General features: G+C 70.3%; 16 protein-coding genes and 3 pseudogenes. 5 read left to right on the forward strand and 14 right to left on the reverse strand.

Annotation, left to right across the window (positions count from 1 at the left end):
- Nucleotides 1-43 precede the first annotated feature (43 nt).
- The 3 genes from V7026_RS07700 to V7026_RS07710 are packed head-to-tail and all read left to right on the forward strand — an operon-like array spanning nt 44 to nt 3,066.
- Nucleotides 44-1,468: an FAD-binding oxidoreductase gene (locus V7026_RS07700; protein ID WP_334154820.1), complete on the forward strand. Its 1,425-nt coding sequence runs from the start codon at nt 44-46 to the stop codon at nt 1,466-1,468.
- A 16-nt stretch (nt 1,469-1,484) separates the two neighbouring features.
- The gene (locus tag V7026_RS07705) at nt 1,485-1,910 is read left to right on the forward strand and encodes a hypothetical protein (RefSeq protein WP_334154821.1); all 426 of its coding nucleotides are present in this window, start codon (nt 1,485-1,487) and stop codon (nt 1,908-1,910) included.
- Nucleotides 1,858-3,066 carry a putative bifunctional diguanylate cyclase/phosphodiesterase gene (locus V7026_RS07710; protein WP_334154822.1) on the forward strand — a complete coding sequence of 403 codons (1,209 nt, stop codon included), beginning with the start codon at nt 1,858-1,860 and terminating at the stop codon, nt 3,064-3,066. The genes V7026_RS07705 and V7026_RS07710 overlap by 53 nt, the downstream gene beginning before the upstream one ends.
- Here the strand turns inward: V7026_RS07710 and V7026_RS07715 are convergent.
- From V7026_RS07715 to V7026_RS07760, 10 genes and pseudogenes are all read right to left on the reverse strand, one after another.
- Complete coding sequence (locus V7026_RS07715) at nt 3,018-3,806, reverse strand: class I SAM-dependent methyltransferase (protein ID WP_334154823.1); 789 nt, start codon at nt 3,804-3,806, stop codon at nt 3,018-3,020. The two genes, V7026_RS07710 and V7026_RS07715, sit on opposite strands and share 49 nt — an antisense overlap.
- On the reverse strand, nt 3,803-4,786 hold the full coding sequence (locus tag V7026_RS07720) for a ParB/RepB/Spo0J family partition protein (RefSeq protein ID WP_334154824.1): 984 nt from the start codon (nt 4,784-4,786) through the stop codon (nt 3,803-3,805). Before V7026_RS07720 ends, V7026_RS07715 begins: the two co-directional genes overlap by 4 nt.
- 26 nt (nt 4,787-4,812) lie before the next feature.
- Entirely contained in the window at nt 4,813-5,361 is a 549-nt protein-coding gene (locus V7026_RS07725; RefSeq protein WP_334154825.1) for an RBBP9/YdeN family alpha/beta hydrolase, read from the reverse strand.
- Between the two features lie 13 nt (nt 5,362-5,374).
- Nucleotides 5,375-6,145 carry a ParA family protein gene (locus tag V7026_RS07730; protein WP_334154826.1) on the reverse strand — a complete coding sequence of 257 codons (771 nt, stop codon included), beginning with the start codon at nt 6,143-6,145 and terminating at the stop codon, nt 5,375-5,377.
- 31 nt (nt 6,146-6,176) lie between these two features.
- Nucleotides 6,177-6,791, reverse strand: a complete 615-nt coding sequence (locus tag V7026_RS07735; protein ID WP_334154827.1) for a LysE family transporter — start codon at nt 6,789-6,791, stop codon at nt 6,177-6,179.
- Between the two features lie 63 nt (nt 6,792-6,854).
- Nucleotides 6,855-7,550: a 16S rRNA (guanine(527)-N(7))-methyltransferase RsmG gene (gene rsmG, locus V7026_RS07740; protein WP_334154836.1), complete on the reverse strand. Its 696-nt coding sequence runs from the start codon at nt 7,548-7,550 to the stop codon at nt 6,855-6,857.
- Nucleotides 7,550-9,556 (reverse strand): tRNA uridine-5-carboxymethylaminomethyl(34) synthesis enzyme MnmG, encoded by a 2,007-nt coding sequence (mnmG, locus tag V7026_RS07745; RefSeq protein WP_334154828.1) that lies wholly within the window; start codon nt 9,554-9,556, stop codon nt 7,550-7,552. Before mnmG ends, rsmG begins: the two co-directional genes overlap by 1 nt.
- Before the next feature lie 70 nt (nt 9,557-9,626).
- Nucleotides 9,627-10,187: an HD-GYP domain-containing protein gene (locus V7026_RS07750; RefSeq protein WP_334154829.1), complete on the reverse strand. Its 561-nt coding sequence runs from the start codon at nt 10,185-10,187 to the stop codon at nt 9,627-9,629.
- A gap of 91 nt (nt 10,188-10,278) precedes the next feature.
- Nucleotides 10,279-10,521, reverse strand: a pseudogene (locus tag V7026_RS11445) (response regulator); the annotation flags it as partial.
- Nucleotides 10,522-10,982: 461 nt separating this feature from the next.
- Nucleotides 10,983-12,574: pseudogene (locus V7026_RS07760) on the reverse strand (methyl-accepting chemotaxis protein).
- 192 nt (nt 12,575-12,766) lie between these two features.
- Between V7026_RS07760 and V7026_RS07765 the strand changes: the two are divergent.
- Entirely contained in the window at nt 12,767-13,057 is a 291-nt protein-coding gene (locus tag V7026_RS07765) for a YkgJ family cysteine cluster protein (RefSeq protein WP_334154831.1), read from the forward strand.
- Between the two features lie 145 nt (nt 13,058-13,202).
- A complete protein-coding gene (locus V7026_RS07770; protein ID WP_068608042.1) occupies nt 13,203-13,400 on the forward strand; it encodes a YgaP family membrane protein in 198 nt (65 codons plus the stop codon).
- Nucleotides 13,401-13,898: 498 nt separating this feature from the next.
- On the opposite strand, the gene V7026_RS07775 is transcribed toward V7026_RS07770, so the two are convergent.
- The 4 genes and pseudogenes from V7026_RS07775 to V7026_RS07790 form a co-directional block, all read right to left on the reverse strand.
- Nucleotides 13,899-14,681 (reverse strand): putative bifunctional diguanylate cyclase/phosphodiesterase, encoded by a 783-nt coding sequence (locus V7026_RS07775; protein WP_334154832.1) that lies wholly within the window; start codon nt 14,679-14,681, stop codon nt 13,899-13,901.
- A gap of 112 nt (nt 14,682-14,793) precedes the next feature.
- Nucleotides 14,794-15,690, reverse strand: a pseudogene (locus V7026_RS11450) (diguanylate cyclase domain-containing protein); the annotation flags it as partial.
- A 15-nt stretch (nt 15,691-15,705) separates the two neighbouring features.
- Complete coding sequence (locus tag V7026_RS07785; protein ID WP_334154834.1) at nt 15,706-16,272, reverse strand: methyl-accepting chemotaxis protein; 567 nt, start codon at nt 16,270-16,272, stop codon at nt 15,706-15,708.
- Nucleotides 16,239-16,782, reverse strand: a 544-nt coding sequence (locus tag V7026_RS07790) for a methyl-accepting chemotaxis protein (protein ID WP_334154835.1), incomplete at its 5' end; no start/stop codon positions are given. The genes V7026_RS07790 and V7026_RS07785, both read right to left, overlap by 34 nt.

Below are 16,782 nucleotides of genomic sequence, written 5' to 3' on the forward strand. Positions count from 1 at the left end.
TCGGAAACCCGCTTGGCGCCGTCCGCCCGCCCCCGGAGAGCCCATGAACGCCCCCATGTCCGCCCCCCTGCTGCCCGACGTGCAGCCGCGGCCGCTGCCGGCCGACGCCCTGGCCGCCCTGCAGGCCCGGTTTCAGGCGCGCTGCTCGACGGCACTGGCCGTGCGCGAGCAGCACGGCCGCGACGAGTCGGCCTACACCCACATCCCGCCACCCGCCGCGGTGGTGTTTGCCGAATCGACGGCCGACGTGGCCGATGCGCTGCACATCGCCGCGCAGTGGCGCGTGCCGGTCATCCCGTTTGGCGTCGGCTCGTCGTTGGAGGGGCATCTGCTGGCCGTGCAGGGCGGCATCAGCCTAGACGTCAGCCGCATGAACCAGGTGCTGGACGTGCGCCCGGAGGACCTGACCGCCACCGTGCAGCCCGGGGTGACGCGCAAGCAGCTCAACGAGGCCATCAAACACCTGGGGCTGTTCTTCCCCATCGATCCGGGCGCGGATGCATCCATCGGCGGCATGGCCGCCACGCGCGCCAGCGGCACCAACGCCGTGCGCTACGGCACCATGCGCGAGAACGTGCTGGCCCTGGAGGTGGTGACGGCCGGCGGCGAGGTGCTGCGCACGGGCACGCACGCGCGCAAGAGCAGCGCCGGCTACGACCTGACGCGCCTGTTCGTGGGCAGCGAAGGCACGCTGGGCGTGATGACCGAAATCACCGTGCGCCTGTACCCACTGCCCGAGGCGATTTCGGCCGCCATTTGCTCCTTCCCCAGCGTGGAGGCGGCGGTGCGCACCACCATCGCCGTCATCCAGATGGGCATCCCCATCGCGCGCTGCGAGCTGCTGGATGCGCGCACCGTGCGTGCCGTCAACGCCCACAGCAAGCTGGGCCTGCGCGAGGAGCCCATGCTGCTGATGGAGTTCCACGGCTCGCCCAGCGGCGTGCAAGAGCAGGCCGAGATGGTGCAGGCCATCGCCGACGAGCACGGCGGCCAGGCCTTCGAGTGGGCCACCACGCCCGAGGAGCGCACGCGCCTGTGGACGGCGCGCCACAACGCCTACTTTGCCGGCGTGCAAAGCCGCCCGGGCTGCCGCGCCATCACCACCGACGCCTGTGTGCCGATCAGCCGGCTGGCCGACAATGTGCTGGCCGCCGTGGCCGAAGCGGACGCGGCGGGCATCCCCTATTTCATGGTCGGGCACGTGGGGGACGGCAACTTTCACATGGGCTATTTGATCGACCCGGACGACATGGCCGAGCGCGCCGCCGCCGAGCGGCTGAACCAGGCGCTGGTCGAGCGCGCCCTGGCCAGCGGCGGCACCTGCACGGGCGAGCATGGCGTCGGCCTGCACAAGATGGACTTCCTGCGGGCCGAGGCCGGCGACGGCGCGCTGGCGCTGATGCGCGCGATCAAGGCGGCGCTGGACCCGCACGACATCCTCAACCCGGGCAAGATCGTCGCGCGCTGACCGCGCGCGCTCTGCCATGCGGCCCCCGCCATCTCCCGCGTCCGATGGCACCGCGCGCCGGCAGCGGCTGGCGCTGTGGGTGGTGACGCTGTACGCGACCCTGTCGGCCCTGTGGATCAAGCTGTCGGACACGCTGCTGTTGTGGTGGATTCCCGACCCCGAGACCCTAGCGCGGACCAGTCTGCTCAAGGGGTGGGCATTCGTCGCGCTGACCTCGGTGGCCCTGTATGCACTGCTGTACCGCTGGTCCACCGCCAGCGCCGACGGGGTGCCGAACGGTGGGCCACCGGCACGCGTCATCCCCCGCTGGGGCGTGGGGCTGCTGATCGGCACCGTGCTCGGGGTCACCGGCATCACGCTCGCGCAGCGCTACCAACAGGCCCAACACGATGCCGCCATCCACCTGGGGCAGATGCTGCGGGCCAAACAGAGGCGCAGTTGACCGATTGGCACGAGGAGCGCCTGAACGATGCCCGGCTGATGTCGCAGCGCCGGGGGCTGCGGGAGGGCTGGGACAATTGGCGCGAAGCCCCCGATGCCCCGCCGCCCACGGCGATGCGGCATGCCCTCGAACAGGCGCTGGAGCATGGCCGCTACCGGCCCGGGACCCGGCCACAGGCGAGGTGGCGGTCAGCATCACGCTGAGCATCGGGATCGCCGTGCTGCCCACCGATGGCGACGACACCCCGCTGGATGTGCTGCGGCGCGCCGACACGGCCCTGCGTCGTGCCAAGGAGCGCGGCGGGCACCAGAGCGTGTTTTTTGACGACGCCATGGGGGCGGCGGTGGCGCGGCGCTTCACCATCGAGCAAGAGCTGCGCCGCGCCCTGGCCGCCGACGAGCTGCGGCTGTACCTGCAGCCGCAGGCCGATGCCCAGGGGCACTGGCGCGCAGCCGAGGCCCTGGTGCGCTGGCAGCACCCGGTGCGCGGGCTGGTGTCGCCGGCCGAGTTCGTGCCCGTGGCCGAAGGGTGCGACCTGATCGAGCCCCTGGGCCATTGGGTGCTGCAGGCCGCCTGCGCGCACCTGGGCCAACTGGCCCGCGCCGGCACCCGCCTGCCCATCGCGGTCAACGTCAGCCCGCGCCAGTTCCACCGCCCGCACTTCGTGCAGGAGGTGCTGGACGCACTGCACACCCACGGGGCCGCGGCGGCCGATCTGGTGCTGGAGGTGACCGAGGGCGTGGTCGTGGAGGACATCGACGCCGTCATCGAGCGCATGCTGGCCCTCACGCGGGAGGGGGTGCACTTCTCGATCGACGACTTCGGCACCGGCTACTCGTCGCTGTCCTACCTGAAGCGGCTGCCGATCCAGGAAATCAAAATCGACCGCAGCTTCGTGCGCGACGCCCCGAACGATCCGGACGACGCCGCGCTGGTCGAGGCCATCATCGCCGTGGCCGAGCGGCTGCGGCTGCGGGTGGTGGCCGAAGGGGTGGAGACGGCCGAGCAGGCCGCGTTCTTTGGCCGCTGGCCCCACGTCCTGCAGCAGGGCTATCTGCACGGCCGGCCCGACGCGGCCGAGTCGGTGTTGGCGCGCTGGCGCGCGTCTCAGCCTCCGATTGGCGAACCGGCCGCCGGCTCGGGGGGCATGGCATAGCCCCAGACCGGCCGCCCGTCCGGACAGCGCCAGCACACCGCCGGGGTCCAGCCCGGCACATCGAACTCCAGACTCACCAGCCAGGCGCCGGGTTTCAACTCCGCCAGGGCCTTGGCGGCTGCGCGCGGCATGGTCTCCGGGCGCTGAAACAGGTACACCATGTCATAGGCCGACCAGTCCGCCGCCCAAAAATCGCCATGGCGCACCTGAGCGGCCGGGCAGCGCACGCCCGCCAGCAGGCGCAGCACCCAAGCGCGCTCGATGCCGGTCAGCCGCGCGTCCGGGTAGGCGCGCTCCAGCGCCAGCAGGCCATCGCCCAGGCCGCAGCCCGCATCCAGGATGCAGGCGCGCGGGGGCAACCAGATGGCCTCGCGCAACCCGTCCAAGGCCCCTGGCGGGGTTGGGTACAGGGGGGCATCGCGCCAGGCCCGCCAGGGGTAGAGCGCCAGTGCCGCCAGCAGCAGCAACGCCCACACCCAGGCCGGCGGCAGTGGCAGCACACCGGCCGCCAGCACCCACGACAGCGGAAACCCCAGCGCCATGACCATGCGCCGCATGGGCGTTCCCCCATGCCGCACCGCCCACAGCATGGCCAGCAGGGCGGCGATGCCGAAGGCTTCGGCCACCGGGCGCTGCAAGCCCACGCGCAGGGCGGCAAAGCCGGCCCAGGCCGCCAGCCACAGCACCAGTGCCGGCAGGGGCCAGCGGTCGGGCGCGGGCGTGGCGCGGCGCGGTTTCACCCGTGCAGCCCGCGCAGTCGCTCGATCAGACCATTGAGCTCGTCGAGCGAGCCAAAGGCAATCGCCAGCTCGCCCTGCTCCTGCACGCGGCCGCCGCGCTTGACGCGCTTTTTCACCCGGACCTCGACCTCGGCGGCGAGCAGTTCGGACAGCTCCTCCTCCACCCGGCGCACGTCGCGCGATTTCTCGGCCTTGGGGCGCGGGGGCGTCAGCGCAAACTCCGCCGCCAGGCGCTTGACCAGCGACTCGGCCTCGCGCACCGACAGGCCCTTGGCGGCGATCTGGTGCGCTGCCGTGATCTGCGTCGCGCGGTCCAGGCTCAGAAGGGCGCGCGCATGGCCCATGTCCAGATCCCCGGCCATCAGCATGGTCTGCACCGGCTCGGTCAACTGCAGCAGGCGCAGCAGGTTGGTGGCCGCGCTGCGCGAGCGGCCGACGGCCTGCGCCGCCTGCTCGTGCGTCAGGCCAAACTCCTTGATCAGGCGCTGCAGGCCCTGTGCCTCTTCCAACGGGTTGAGGTCCTCGCGCTGGATGTTTTCGATGAGCGCCATCGCCGCGGCAGCCTCGTCGGGCACCTCGCGCACCAGGACGGGCACCTCCTCCAGCCCCGCCAGCCGCGCGGCCCGAAAGCGCCGCTCGCCGGCGATGATTTCGTACACCGGGCGCGCCCCGCGCGTGCCATCCTCAGTAAAGGGCTGCCCGGCCGCGCTGGCGTGCCAAGCCGCCAGCCGCTGCGCCCCCACGTCGTCGGCGAGTCGGCGCACCAACACTGGCTGCATCACGCCCTGGGCGCGGATGCTTTCGGCCAGCTCGTACAGCGCACCTTCGTCCATGCGGGTGCGGGGCTGGTAAGCGCCGGGCACCAGATCGCTCAGGCGCAATTGGCGCGGCGTGTCGGCGCCTGAGGCCTCGGCCTCGACCGTGGGGCCGAGCAGCGCCTCCAGGCCGCGGCCCAGGCCTTTGGGTTTTTTGTTCACCATGGTTCGTGTCCGTTTCGTGCAGGGTGTCAGACCCCAGGCGCAGCATCGCGCCACGGGGCGATCCAGTCCAGGGCCTCGGGCCAGTCGCCCAGGCCGGATTCGGCGTTCAGGTGGCCGCGCGAGCCGGCGTCGATGAAGCGGCTGCCCCAGTCCGCGGCCAGTGCCTGCGCGCGCGCGAAGCGGCAGCAGGGATCGTCGCGGCTAGCCACCAACACGCTGGGAAACGGCAACGCCCTGCGCACGATCGGCGCCCAGCCGGGCAGGTGCGCGGCCAAATCGGGCTGCTCCACATCCCCCGGCGCCACCAGCAGCGCGCCGCGCACGCGGCCGGTGTGGCGCGAGTGCGCCGCCCACGCCGCCGTCAGAATGCAGCCCAGGCTGTGCGCCACCAGCACCACCGGCCCGACGGCATCGCCCACCACATCCTCCAGCCGCGCCATCCAGTCGCCTCGCCGGGGCGTCAGCCAGTCGTGCTGCTCCACGCGCACAAAGCCGTGCCGCTGCTCCCAGCGGGTCTGCCAGTGTCGCGGGCCGCTGCTCAGCCAGCCCGGCAGCGTCAGCACCTGCACCGCCATGTTCCCCCCCCAGTCAGAACCGCTCGACCCGCGCCACCATCTCGCGCGCAAAATCGACGAAGGCCTTAGAGCCGCGGGCCGACGGGTCGAACACCACGCCGGGCAGCCCGTAGCTCGGCGCCTCGGCCAGCCGCACATTGCGCGGGATGACGCTATCGAACACCTTGTCGCCAAAGTGCCCCTTGAGCTGTTCGCTGACCTGCTGCTGCAGCGTGATGCGCGCATCGAACATCACCCGCAGCAGCCCGATCAGCTTGAGGTCGCGGTTCAGGTTGGCATGCACCTGCTTGATGCTGTTGACCAGATCGGACAACCCCTCCAGCGCGAAATATTCGCACAGCATGGGCACGATGACGCCGTGCGCCGCGCACAGGCCGTTGAGGGTGAGCAGACTCAGCGACGGCGGGCAGTCGATGAGCACGAAGTCGTAGTCGCCTTGCACCGCCGCCAGAGCGTCGCGCAGGCGGTGTTCGCGCTGTTCCAGCGCCACCAGCTCGACCTCGGCGCCGGCCAGTTCGCGGTTGGCGCCCAGCACGTCGTAGCCAGCCGCATCGCTGCGGCGCACGGCCTCGCGCACGGCAGCGGTGCCCAGCAGCACCTCGTACACCGTCGGGGCCAGGGTGCGCTTGTCCACGCCCGAGCCCATGGTGGCGTTGCCCTGCGGGTCCAAATCCACCATCAGCACCCGCTGACCCACCTGGGCCAGCCCCGCCGCCAGATTGACCGTGGTCGTCGTCTTGCCCACCCCGCCCTTCTGGTTGGCAATGCAGAACACGCGCGCCATGCTCAACCCTCCTCCCCTATCCGTTCGTGGCTCATTTGGACAATGCCAGCTTCAGACCAAAGCCCACGAGCAGCGTGCCCGCCACCCGATTGAGCCACGTGGTCAGCCGGGGGCTGGCGCGCAACCGTTCGGCCAAGCGGTGCGTCAAGCCGACCACGACCACCCCATAGGCAAAGGTCAGCGCCGCGATGGTGGCCGCCATGACGCCAAAGGTCACCAGCCCCTGGTGCCGCGCCGGATTGACGAACAACGGAAAGAAGGCCATGTAGAACACGATCGCCTTGGGGTTGAGCAGGGTGATCATCAGGCTTTGCCGAAAGTATTGCCCGGCGCGCAGATGCAGCACCGGTGCCGCACCCGGCCGCGCCCGCAGCATGCGCACCCCCAACCAGGCCAGATAGGCCGCGCCCAGCCACTGCACCGCCGCAAACGCGGCCGGATAGGCCAGCAGCAGCGCCGCCACGCCCGCCACGGCCAGCCACATCAGCACCTGGTCTCCGGCAATGACACCAAGGATGGCGGCCAGTCCCCCGCGAACGCCCCCTTTGCCGGTGGCGGTGACGAGTGCCAGATTGCCGGGCCCCGGGATGGCCAGAAACACCAAAATGGCAACGACGAAGGCACCGTAATCGGCAATACCAAACATGGCTGATCCCGCAGGCTGAAGCGACAAGCCGGCGCGAAACGCACCGCGCCGGAGGGCTGGAGTTTACGGGGATTCCGCGCGCACCGGCCGCATCCAGACCAGACAGCGCTCGGCCTGCAGCCCCGGCACGGTCAGCAGTTCCACGTGAAACACCTCGACGTCGGCCGGCAGAGCGGCGATCTCGTCGTGGGGGACGCGCCCCTTCATCGCCATCCACACCCCATGCGGGGCCAGCGCTGCACGCGACCAGGTCGCAAAATCGGCCAACGACGCAAAAGCGCGCGAGCAGATCAGGTCGAATGGCCCCGCCAACGACTCGACGCGAGCATGCACCCCGCGCAAATGGGGCAGACGCAGGCTGGCCGCCACCTGACCGACGAATGCCGCCTTCTTGGCCACGGCATCCACGCAGGTCACCTGCAGATCGGGGCAGGCGATGGCCAGAACGACGCCGGGCAACCCGCCGCCGGAGCCGACGTCGAGCACGCGAACCGCAGCCGTCGACCCCCCTTCGGGCACCTGGACGGACACCGGCGGCAGCCCCAGATGGCGACGCAACGGCGCGACCACCGCCAAGCTGTCCAACAGGTGGTGGGTCAGCATCTCCGCCGGCGCACGCACGGCGGTCAGGTTGTACACCCGATTCCACCGCTCCAGGGCCGCCACGTAGTCCAGCAATTGGCGCACAGCCGCATCCGGCAGGGCCAGACCCAATACCGCCAACCCCTCCCGCAGGGCGGCCTCCAGCGAGTCCATCATCATGCGGCGCGTGCCTCGCCGGGCGCCGCCTTGGGCGCGTCCTGCGGACCAGAGGCGATCGCCCCCTCGAAGCCTTTGAAGCGCCCGCGCTTCAAGTGGATCAACAACAGCGAAATCGCCGCCGGCGTGATGCCCGAAATGCGCGCCGCCTGCCCCAGGGTTTCCGGCCGATGCTTCTGCAGCTTTTGCCGCACCTCGATGCTCAGCGCCGCCACCTGCATGTAGTCCAGGTCGGCGGGCAGCCTCAAATGTTCGTAGGCGGCGGCGCGCTGCACCTCGTCGCGCTGGCGCTCGATGTAGCCGGCGTACTTGGCGCCAATCTCCACCTGCTCCACCACCGGGGCATACAGCTCGGCCAGCGTTTCACGTGAAACACCGCCAGCGGCAAACCGCCCGCCTTCCAACGACATCAGCGCGGCGTAACTCACGCCTGGTCGGCGCAGCAGGTCGAACAGGTTGTACTCGTGGTCGATGCCCTTGCCCAGCACGCGCTCGGCCTCCGCCGCACAGACGATGCGCGGGTTGACCCAGGTGGACTTCAGGCGCTCGGTTTCACGTGAAACCGCATCGCGCTTGCGGCAAAAAGCGTCCCAACGCGCATCGTCCACCAGCCCCAGGCGACGTCCCGTCTCGGTCAGGCGCAGGTCGGCGTTGTCTTCGCGCAGTTGCAGCCGGAACTCGGCCCGGCTGGTGAACATGCGGTACGGCTCGGTCACGCCCTTGGTGATCAGGTCGTCCACCAGCACGCCCAGATAAGCCTCGTCGCGCCCCGGCACCCAGGGCTCGCGCCCCTGTACCTGCAGCGCGGCGTTCACGCCGGCAAACAGGCCCTGCGCGGCGGCCTCCTCGTAACCGGTGGTGCCGTTGATCTGCCCGGCGAAAAACAACCCCCGGATGGCCTTGGTCTCGAAGGTCGAGCGCAGCGCCCGCGGGTCGAAGTAATCGTACTCGATCGCGTAGCCGGGCCGCAGGATGTGCGCGTTCTCCAGTCCCGCGATGGAGCGCACGAGTGCATACTGAACGTCGAACGGCAGACTGGTGGAAATGCCGTTGGGGTACACCTCGTGCGTGTCCAGCCCCTCCGGCTCCAGAAAGATCTGGTGGCTGTCCTTGTCGGCAAAGCGGTTGATCTTGTCCTCCACGCTGGGGCAATAGCGCGGCCCGACGCCTTCGATCTTGCCGGTGAACATCGGGCTGCGATCGAAGCCGCTGCGAATGATGTCGTGCGTGCGCGCATTGGTGTGCGTCACCCAGCACGGCATCTGCGCGGGATGCATCTCGGGCCGGCCCAAGAAGCTGAACACCGGCACCGGTTGGCCCTCGGTGTCGGAGCCCGGCATACCGTCGCCGGGCTGCACTGTGCAGCGCGACCAATCGATGGTGCGACCATCCAGCCGCGGCGGCGTGCCCGTCTTGAGCCGCCCCTGGGGCAGCTGCAGCTCCTTGAGGCGCGCGGACAGATTGATGGCCGGCGGATCGCCCGCGCGGCCCGCGCTGTAGTGCTGCAGGCCGACGTGAATCTTGCCATCCAAAAAGGTGCCGGCGGTCAAGACGACGGCGCGGGCGCGAAAGCGCAACCCAATCTGCGTCACCGCCCCGACCACGCGGTCGCCTTCCACCATCAGGTCGTCCACGGCCTGCTGAAACAGCCACAGATTGGGCTGGTTTTCCAGGCGGCGGCGGATGGCGGCCTTATACAGCTTGCGGTCGGCCTGCGCCCGAGTGGCGCGCACGGCTGGACCCTTGCTGGCGTTGAGGACGCGAAACTGAATGCCCCCCTCGTCGGTCGCGATGGCCATTGCGCCGCCCAGGGCGTCCACCTCCTTGACCAAGTGCCCCTTGCCGATGCCGCCGATACTGGGGTTGCAGCTCATCTGCCCCAAGGTCTCGATGTTGTGGGTCAGCAACAGCGTGCGACAGCCCATGCGGGCCGCGGCCAGCGCAGCCTCGGTCCCGGCGTGGCCGCCGCCGACGACGATGACATCGAACTCTTGGGGATACCACATCGGCTTTCACCTCTGCCGCCCGACCCCGGCCATGCAAGGTCACCCGGCACCGTCGCTGAAAAACCCATAATTATCGTCCGTCGGGCGATAACGCGCCGACGCGCGGGGAAAACACCCCTTCCGGATCGGCCCAGCGCGCACGGATTTCCAGCATCGCCGGCAGCTCGTCCAAGAAGGCGTCCACCAGCCGCGGCTCGAAGTGTCGCCCGCGCTGCTCGCGCAGCAGCGCCACCGCCTCCTTCACCGGCCAGGCGCGCTTGTACGGCCGCACCGAGGTCAGCGCATCGAACACGTCAGCCAGTGCGACGATGCGACCGGCCTTGGGGATGGCCTCGCCGACCAGGCCGCGCGGGTAACCGCTGCCGTCCCACTTCTCATGGTGCGTCCAGGCGATGTCGCGCGCCATGCGCAGCAGGTCCGAGTCGTCGCCGTCGAGCAGTTGCGCGCCGATGGCGGCGTGCGTCTTCATGATCTCCCACTCGTGCGGCTCGAAGCGCCCCGGCTTGCGCAGGATCGCGTCCGGGATGCCGATCTTGCCGATGTCGTGCATCGGCGCGGCGTGCAGCATCAGCTCCACGGCCGCCGCATCCCAGTCGACCGTGCGCGCCAGGTGCGCGGCCATGTGGCTCATGCGCAGGATGTGGTGGCCGGTTTCCTCGTCGCGGTATTCGGCCGCGCGCCCCGGCATCCAGCGCGCGCAACAGGAAATCCCGCCCCGGCTGCGCCGTCAGCACGACGATCGGCGGCAACAGTGGATCGGCCAGCGCGCGCAGCTGCGCCATCACCTCGAAGCCGCTCAGGTGCGGCATGTTGAGGTCGAGCAGGATCGGGTTCGCACGTGCGGCCTGGTAACGCGGCAGCACCTCGCGCGGGTCGTGGATCGCCTCGATCTGGGTGTAGCCGTGACTGTTGACATCCTCCCCGGCCCAAAGGCCAGAGATTCCTACCGCGCTTAGGTGCGGCATTGAGCCACCCCTGAGTCGCTTCGGTGGGTTCCTGCTGCTGGCGGCATGGGCCGCTCACTTCACAGGCTAGCCGGGCGTGTCCCGCCCTTAACCGTGCAGTATACAAGATCCATTGGACAAAGACAAGGACGGCTACGCCGTCCGCGCTATCCTTTCCCGCCCTGAATGGCAGGGCTTGCCGCGCACCGGGTCAACGTGCGCTGCAGCAGGCGCAGGTTGGCTGGTTCGTCGTCCACCACCAACACGCGCCTGTCTCTGCGGCCCAGACACGGCACCAGCCGGCCAGCAGCACCGGCAGCCGGCGCGCCGCCTGCGCCCACGCGGCGTCAACGGTGCACCACGCCACTACCCCGGCTGACCCCAGGCCAACCGAGTTGACGTACCAGCGCCGCGCGATCATGTGAGCATTTTCAGCGAGACGTTGGCCGACAACCCCATACGGGTGCGCGGGCAGCACACCATCATCGGAGCAAGCGGACCGTTCCCGCCCCAGGCCGATCGGCTACCGCACCACTGCGCCACACCGCCACGGCCTCGCCCAACCGCCGGGCTTGCTGGTACAGGCTGCGCGCCGCGGCGGCGATCTCCTCCACCAGCGCGGCGTTGCTCTGCGTGTTCTGGTCCAGCTGCGCCACCGCCTCGCCGACCTGCGCCACGCCGCTGGACTGCTCGGCACTGGCGGACGAGATCTCGTTGACCAGCTGCGTGACCTGGCGCACCTGCGCGACGATCTCGCCCATGCGCTCACCGGCCTGCGCGACCAGCTCGGCGCCGCCGCGCACCTCCGCCACGCTGCCCTGGATCAGCGCCTTGATTTCCTTGGCAGCCTCGGCGCTGCGTTGGGCAAGCGAGCGCACCTCGCCGGCCACCACCGCAAAGCCCCGGCCGGCCTCGCCGGCGCGCGCGGCCTCCACCGCGGCGTTGAGCGCCAGGATGTTGGTCTGGAAGGCGATGCTGTCGATGACGGCGACGATCTGCTCGATGCGCTGGGAGCTGGCGGTGATGCGCTCCATCGTGCGCACCACGTCCTGGACCACTTGGCCGCCAGCGGCGGCCACGCCGCTGGCGCTTGCGGCCAGCTGGCTGGCTTGCTGCGCGCTGTCGGCGTTGTGCTTGACGGTGGCGGTGAGCTGCTCCCTCGAGGCGGCGGTCTGCTCCAGGCTCGCGGCGTTGCTCTCGGTGCGCGCCGACAGGTCCTCGTTGCCCTGCGCAATCTGCTCGGCCACCGCGCTCAAGCCCCCGACCTGCCGCGCCACGTCGTCCACCAGCGCGCGCAGGTTGAGGCCCGACTGGTTGATGGCGCGCAGCACCATGCCGATGTCGTCGACGCGGTCGAGGTTGAGGTTCTCGCCCGGCGAGCCGCTGGCCACCGCCTGCGCCTGGCACCGGATCGCGCGCAGTGGCGCCACGATCTGCCGCGTCAGGAACACGTCCGCCAGAAGTGCGGCGGCCGCCACCGCACCTTCGGCCAGCCAAGACCCGCCCAGCGCCGCCATGATCGCCCCCCCCAGCACCGGCAGCATGGCCGTGCCCCACACCGCCAGGCGGATGCGCGCGGCCGTGGACAGCCGCTGCGGCAGGCTGCGCCAGGCCTGCCAGCCGGTGCGCACGATCAGCCCCTTGTGGAACGCCAGGCCCTGCGCCTGACCCTCGCGAAAGCGCCGGTAGAGATTTTCGGCGGCGTCGATCTCGGCGCGCGTCGGCGCGGTGCGCACCGACAGGTAACCGGTGAGCTGCCCGTCGCGCAGCATCGGCGTGGCGTTGGCACGCACCCAATAATGGTCACCATCCTTGCGCCGGTTTTTCACAACGCGGTCCACGACTCGCCGCCCTCGATCGTGGTCCACATGTCGGCATAGGCCTCCGGCGGCATGTCTGGGTGGCGCACGATGTTGTGCGGCTGGCCGGTCAGCTCGGCGGCATCGAAGCCGCTGATCGCCACAAAGGCCGAGTTGGCATAGGTGATGCGGCTTTTGACGTCGGTGACCGACAGGAGCGTCTGCCGGCCATCGAAGGGGTATTCTCGCTGGGTGACGGGCTGGTTGATGCGCATGGTCGCTCCGTTGCAATATCCATCGGCCGCTTCCGCGCGGCGATTGGGCCGACACAAAAAACTGTCAGCCTAGATACCCTCACCAACTGCGATGCGGTGGCCCCAGGCCCAAACGCCGTCGTTTGTGACAAAAATCACCGAAAGCGTCGCCTGACGCCAACCGCCTGGCCGCCAAACCTCGCCACACTCGGTATGCCGAACGCCTCCACGTCCTGCCGCTCGGGCTGCGGCGCCTGTTGCATCGCTCCGTCGATCAGCAGCCCGATGCCCGGCCTGCCGCACGGCAAGCCAGCCGGCGTGCCCTGCCCGCACCTGGACGACGCCCGGCGCTGCCGGCTGTTCGGCCAACCAGAGCGGCCCACCGTGTGCCAGGGACTGCAACCCAGCGCCGATATGTGTGGCGACGGGCCGCAGCACGCGCTGGCCTGGCTGACCCGGCTGGAACATGCCACGCGGCCCGGCGCCGAGCGGTCGTGCGGCTAGCGCTGGCACGCGTCCGAATTCCGACCGTTCGTGCAAGCGTGGGCGGCGATGGGGTTTCACGTGGAACGCTTGCCATATGTCAAGCCGCCGTCGTACAGTCGGGCATATTGTTGGCGATTTCGGCCATCCCAGAGGAGGTTTCACCATGACCCGTAACGTTGGCGGTATCGACCGCGTCCTGCGCATCGTGCTTGGCCTGGTGCTCATCGCACTGGCCGCCACGGGCACCGTCGGCCTTTGGGGCTGGATCGGCGTAGTGCCGCTGGCCACCGGCCTGATCGGCTGGTGCCCACCCTACGCCATCTTCGGCATCAACACTTGTAAGGCGCCGCAGGATCAATAACCCCCACCGGCCTGTCCGGTCGGGCCCCCTCGCGTCACCCGCAACGTGTCGCGCCGCGGCTTAGGGCTCGCCGCCGTGCTGCTCGCCCTGGGCTTGGCGGGCGGCAAGGCGGGGACTTCCCCCGCTGCTTCCCCCAGCATCGACGCCCGCGCCCTGTCGTTCGACGAGGTTTTCGCGCGCCACACGGTGGCGATGCTGCTGGTCGACCCCGCCAGCGGCGCCATTCTGGATGGCAACGCCGCCACTTCGGGCTTCTATGGCCGCGCGCAGGCCACCCTGCGCAGCCTGCGCATCCAGCACATCAACCCATTGAGCCCCGAGCAGGTGGCGGCCGAGCGCACACTGGCCGCGCTGAAGGGACGAAATTATTTTCTCTTCCCGCACCGGCTGGCCAGCGGGGAAGTCCGCCCCGTCGAGGGGTATTCGGTGCCCTTTGACGTGCGGGGGCGCCGGGTGCTGCTGTCAATGGTGCACGACTTGTCCAGCCGGCCGCAACCGCTACCCCGAATGGCAGCCCACCGCCCCGCCGGCCACCCCGCCCGACAACCGGGCGGCCAGCGCCTCCGGCGGCAACGCCGGGGCAAACAGCCAGCCCTGATAAGCGGGGCAGCGGTAGCGGCGCAGAAAATCCAGCTGCGCGGGGTTTTCCACCCCTTCGGCCACCACGTCCCGCCGCAGGGTGCGCGCCAGCGCCAGCACGCCGCGCACCAGCACGCCGTCGGTGGTGTCCTCGGGGATGTGCTGCAAGAAGGTGCGGTCGATCTTGAGCCGCTGCACCGGCAATTGCTTGAGCACCGCCAGCGACGAGTGCCCCGTGCCGAAATCGTCCAGCGCGATGGTCACCCCCTCGTCGGCCAGCGCGGTGAACGTGCGGCGCGCCCGGGTGGGGTCGGTCATGGCCTGGGATTCGGTGATTTCCAACTCCAGCAGCGCGGGCACCACGCCGTGCCCCTGCAGCACGTCGCGCACCTGTGCCGCCAGGCCCGGCTGGCGAAACTGCTGCGGCGACAAATTGACCGCCACGCGCACGTGCAGGCCCTGATCGCCCCAGACGCGCAGTTGGCGGCAGGCCTCGTGCAACACCCAGTCCCCCAGTGGCAGGATCAGGCCGGTGGCTTCGGCCACGGGGGTGAAGCGCGCCGGCGGGATCGTGCCCAGCTCGGGATCGGTCCAACGCAGCAGCGCCTCCACCCCCACTACCGCGCCATTGCGCACATCCACCTGGGGCTGGTAATGCAGCGCCAGCCCCCCGTGGCGCAGGGCGTGCTGCAGCCGCCCCACCAGACGGGCGCTCGTCCATCGCGTGCGAGAGCGCCGGCGCATAGCGCGCGGGCTGCTGGCGCCCGTCGGCCTTGGCGGCATACAGGGCCAGATCGGCGTCGCGCATCAGGGCATCGGCGTTGCGGGCGTCCTGGGGGCAACAGGCCACGCCGATCGATCCGCCGACGGTCAACTGCAGGCCGTCAATGCGCATCGGCCGCCCCAGCGCCAGGAGCAGCTTGTCGGCCACGCGCAGCGCGTCGGGCGGCGAACCCACGCGCGGCAGCAGCACGGCAAATTCATCGCCCCCCAGCCGCGCAACCACGTCGTCGGTGCGCACGGCCTCGCGCAGGCGCTGCGCCACTTGCTGCAGCACGCGGTCGCCCACCGGGTGGCCGTGGGTGTCATTGATGCCCTTGAAGTCGTCCAGATCCAACAGCAGCAGCGCCGCCGTGTGGCCGTGGCGCACCGCAGCGGCGGCCGCCTGGCGCAACTGCAGCATCAGATGCCCGCGGTTGGCCAGCCCGGTCAGCACGTCGTGCGCAGCCAGATGGCGCAGCCGCTCGGTCAGGCGGCGCGTCTCGGTCACGTCGCGCACGAAGGCCACCGCGCATGGGCGCTCGCGCCAGGTGCCCAAACCCAGCGCGATGTCCACCGGCACCAGGCCGCCGTCGGCACGGCGCAGGGCCAGGTCGTCGATGCGGCCCATGGGCCGCTTGTGGGGATGCGCGAAAAACCGCTGCAGCCGCCGGCGGTGGCTGCTACGGGCTGCCTCGGGCAACAGAATGTCGAGCGGACGCTCCAGCAAGCTGGCTTCGGTGTAGCCCGTCAGGCGCAGCAAGGCCGGGTTGGCACCGACGATGATGCCATGGCAATCGACGATCACGATGCCGTCCGGCGCGGCATCGAACACCGCCCGCTCCAGGGAGCCAAACTGCTGCTGCGAGGCGTGTTCGGCCTGCTCGATCACAAAGGCGGGGAAGCCCGAATCGTGCGCCGAGTTCGCGGAACTGGGCATCGACGACGGCATGGTGCTGCGCTCCGGTCAGCCGCGTGCGCCGGTGCGCCACACGGACACGGCCCCGGCCAGTCGCTCCGCCTGCGCGTGTAGGCTGCGCGCGGCACCGGAGAGCTCCTCCACCAACGCGGCATTCTGCTGCGTGCCCTGGTCCAGCATGGCCACGGCTTCGCCGATCTGGCCGACGCCCGCCGACTGCTCGGCACTGGCGGCCGAGATCTCGTTGATGAGCTGCGCCACCCCCTTGATCTGCTCCACGATGGCACCGATGCGCGCGCCCGCCTGCTGGGCCTGCGTGAACCCGGCACCCACCTGCTGCACGCTGCCATGGATGACGGCTTTGATCTCCTTGGCGGCCTCGGCGCTGCGCTGGGCGAGCGCGCGCACCTCGCCCGCGACCACGGCAAAACCCCGCCCAGCCTCGCCCGCGCGGGCCGCCTCCACCGCGGCGTTGAGCGCCAGGATGTTGGTCTGGAAGGCGATGGAGTCGATGACGGAGGTGATGTCGGCAATGCGCTGCGAGCCGGCGGCTATGCGGTCCATGGTCTGCGCGACGTCGCTCATCTCGCGCCCGCCGGCCTCGGCGGCCTCCATGGTGCGGCGGGCCAGGTCGTTGGCGGACTGGGCGTTGCGGCGTTTTGCTGGACGGTGGAGGTGATCTGCTCCATGGAGGCGGCCGTCTCCTCCAGGCTGGCGGCGGACTGCTCGGTGCGCTGGGACAGGTCGTCATTGCCCTGGGCGATCTGCTCGCTGGCCGCTCTGACCCCCGCCACCTGGGCAGCCACGTCGTCCACCAGGGCGCGCAGGTTGAGGCCGGCCTGGTTGACGGAGCGCGCGAGCAAACCGATGTCGTCCACCCGGTCCAGGGGTGGCTCGGTGTAGAGGTTGCCCGCTGCCACCGCCTGCGCATGGCAGCGGATGGCATGCAGCGGGCGCACCATTTGCCACGACAGGTAGGCATCGGCCAGCGCGGCACCGGCCACTGCCGCGCCGCCCAACGCCCACGCCGGCCAGCCGCCCGCCCCCAGCGCCGCCCAGGCCACGGCGCCCCCCCCGGGCAGCAACGCCGCGCCCCAGCCGGCCCGGCGCATGCGGGTCGCCGTG

The sequence above is a fragment of the Tepidimonas sp. genome (genome assembly GCF_036825565.1).
Classification (GTDB): domain Bacteria; phylum Pseudomonadota; class Gammaproteobacteria; order Burkholderiales; family Burkholderiaceae_C; genus Tepidimonas.

What these genes read in the sequence shown, in the direction of transcription:
- V7026_RS07700 (WP_334154820.1), top strand. Translation starts at nt 44, where the DNA reads ATGAACGCCCCCATGTCCGCCCCCCTGCTGCCCGACGTGCAGCCGCGG.
- V7026_RS07705 (WP_334154821.1), top strand. Translation starts at nt 1,485, where the DNA reads ATGCGGCCCCCGCCATCTCCCGCGTCCGATGGCACCGCGCGCCGGCAG.
- V7026_RS07710 (WP_334154822.1), top strand. Translation starts at nt 1,858, where the DNA reads ATGCCGCCATCCACCTGGGGCAGATGCTGCGGGCCAAACAGAGGCGCA.
- V7026_RS07720 (WP_334154824.1), bottom strand. Translation starts at nt 4,786, where the DNA reads ATGGTGAACAAAAAACCCAAAGGCCTGGGCCGCGGCCTGGAGGCGCTG.
- V7026_RS07725 (WP_334154825.1), bottom strand. Translation starts at nt 5,361, where the DNA reads ATGGCGGTGCAGGTGCTGACGCTGCCGGGCTGGCTGAGCAGCGGCCCG.
- V7026_RS07730 (WP_334154826.1), bottom strand. Translation starts at nt 6,145, where the DNA reads ATGGCGCGCGTGTTCTGCATTGCCAACCAGAAGGGCGGGGTGGGCAAG.
- V7026_RS07735 (WP_334154827.1), bottom strand. Translation starts at nt 6,791, where the DNA reads ATGTTTGGTATTGCCGATTACGGTGCCTTCGTCGTTGCCATTTTGGTG.
- rsmG (WP_334154836.1), bottom strand. Translation starts at nt 7,550, where the DNA reads ATGATGGACTCGCTGGAGGCCGCCCTGCGGGAGGGGTTGGCGGTATTG.
- mnmG (WP_334154828.1), bottom strand. Translation starts at nt 9,556, where the DNA reads ATGTGGTATCCCCAAGAGTTCGATGTCATCGTCGTCGGCGGCGGCCAC.
- V7026_RS07750 (WP_334154829.1), bottom strand. Translation starts at nt 10,187, where the DNA reads ATGAGCCACATGGCCGCGCACCTGGCGCGCACGGTCGACTGGGATGCG.
- V7026_RS07765 (WP_334154831.1), top strand. Translation starts at nt 12,767, where the DNA reads ATGCCGAACGCCTCCACGTCCTGCCGCTCGGGCTGCGGCGCCTGTTGC.
- V7026_RS07770 (WP_068608042.1), top strand. Translation starts at nt 13,203, where the DNA reads ATGACCCGTAACGTTGGCGGTATCGACCGCGTCCTGCGCATCGTGCTT.
- V7026_RS07785 (WP_334154834.1), bottom strand. Translation starts at nt 16,272, where the DNA reads ATGGAGGCCGCCGAGGCCGGCGGGCGCGAGATGAGCGACGTCGCGCAG.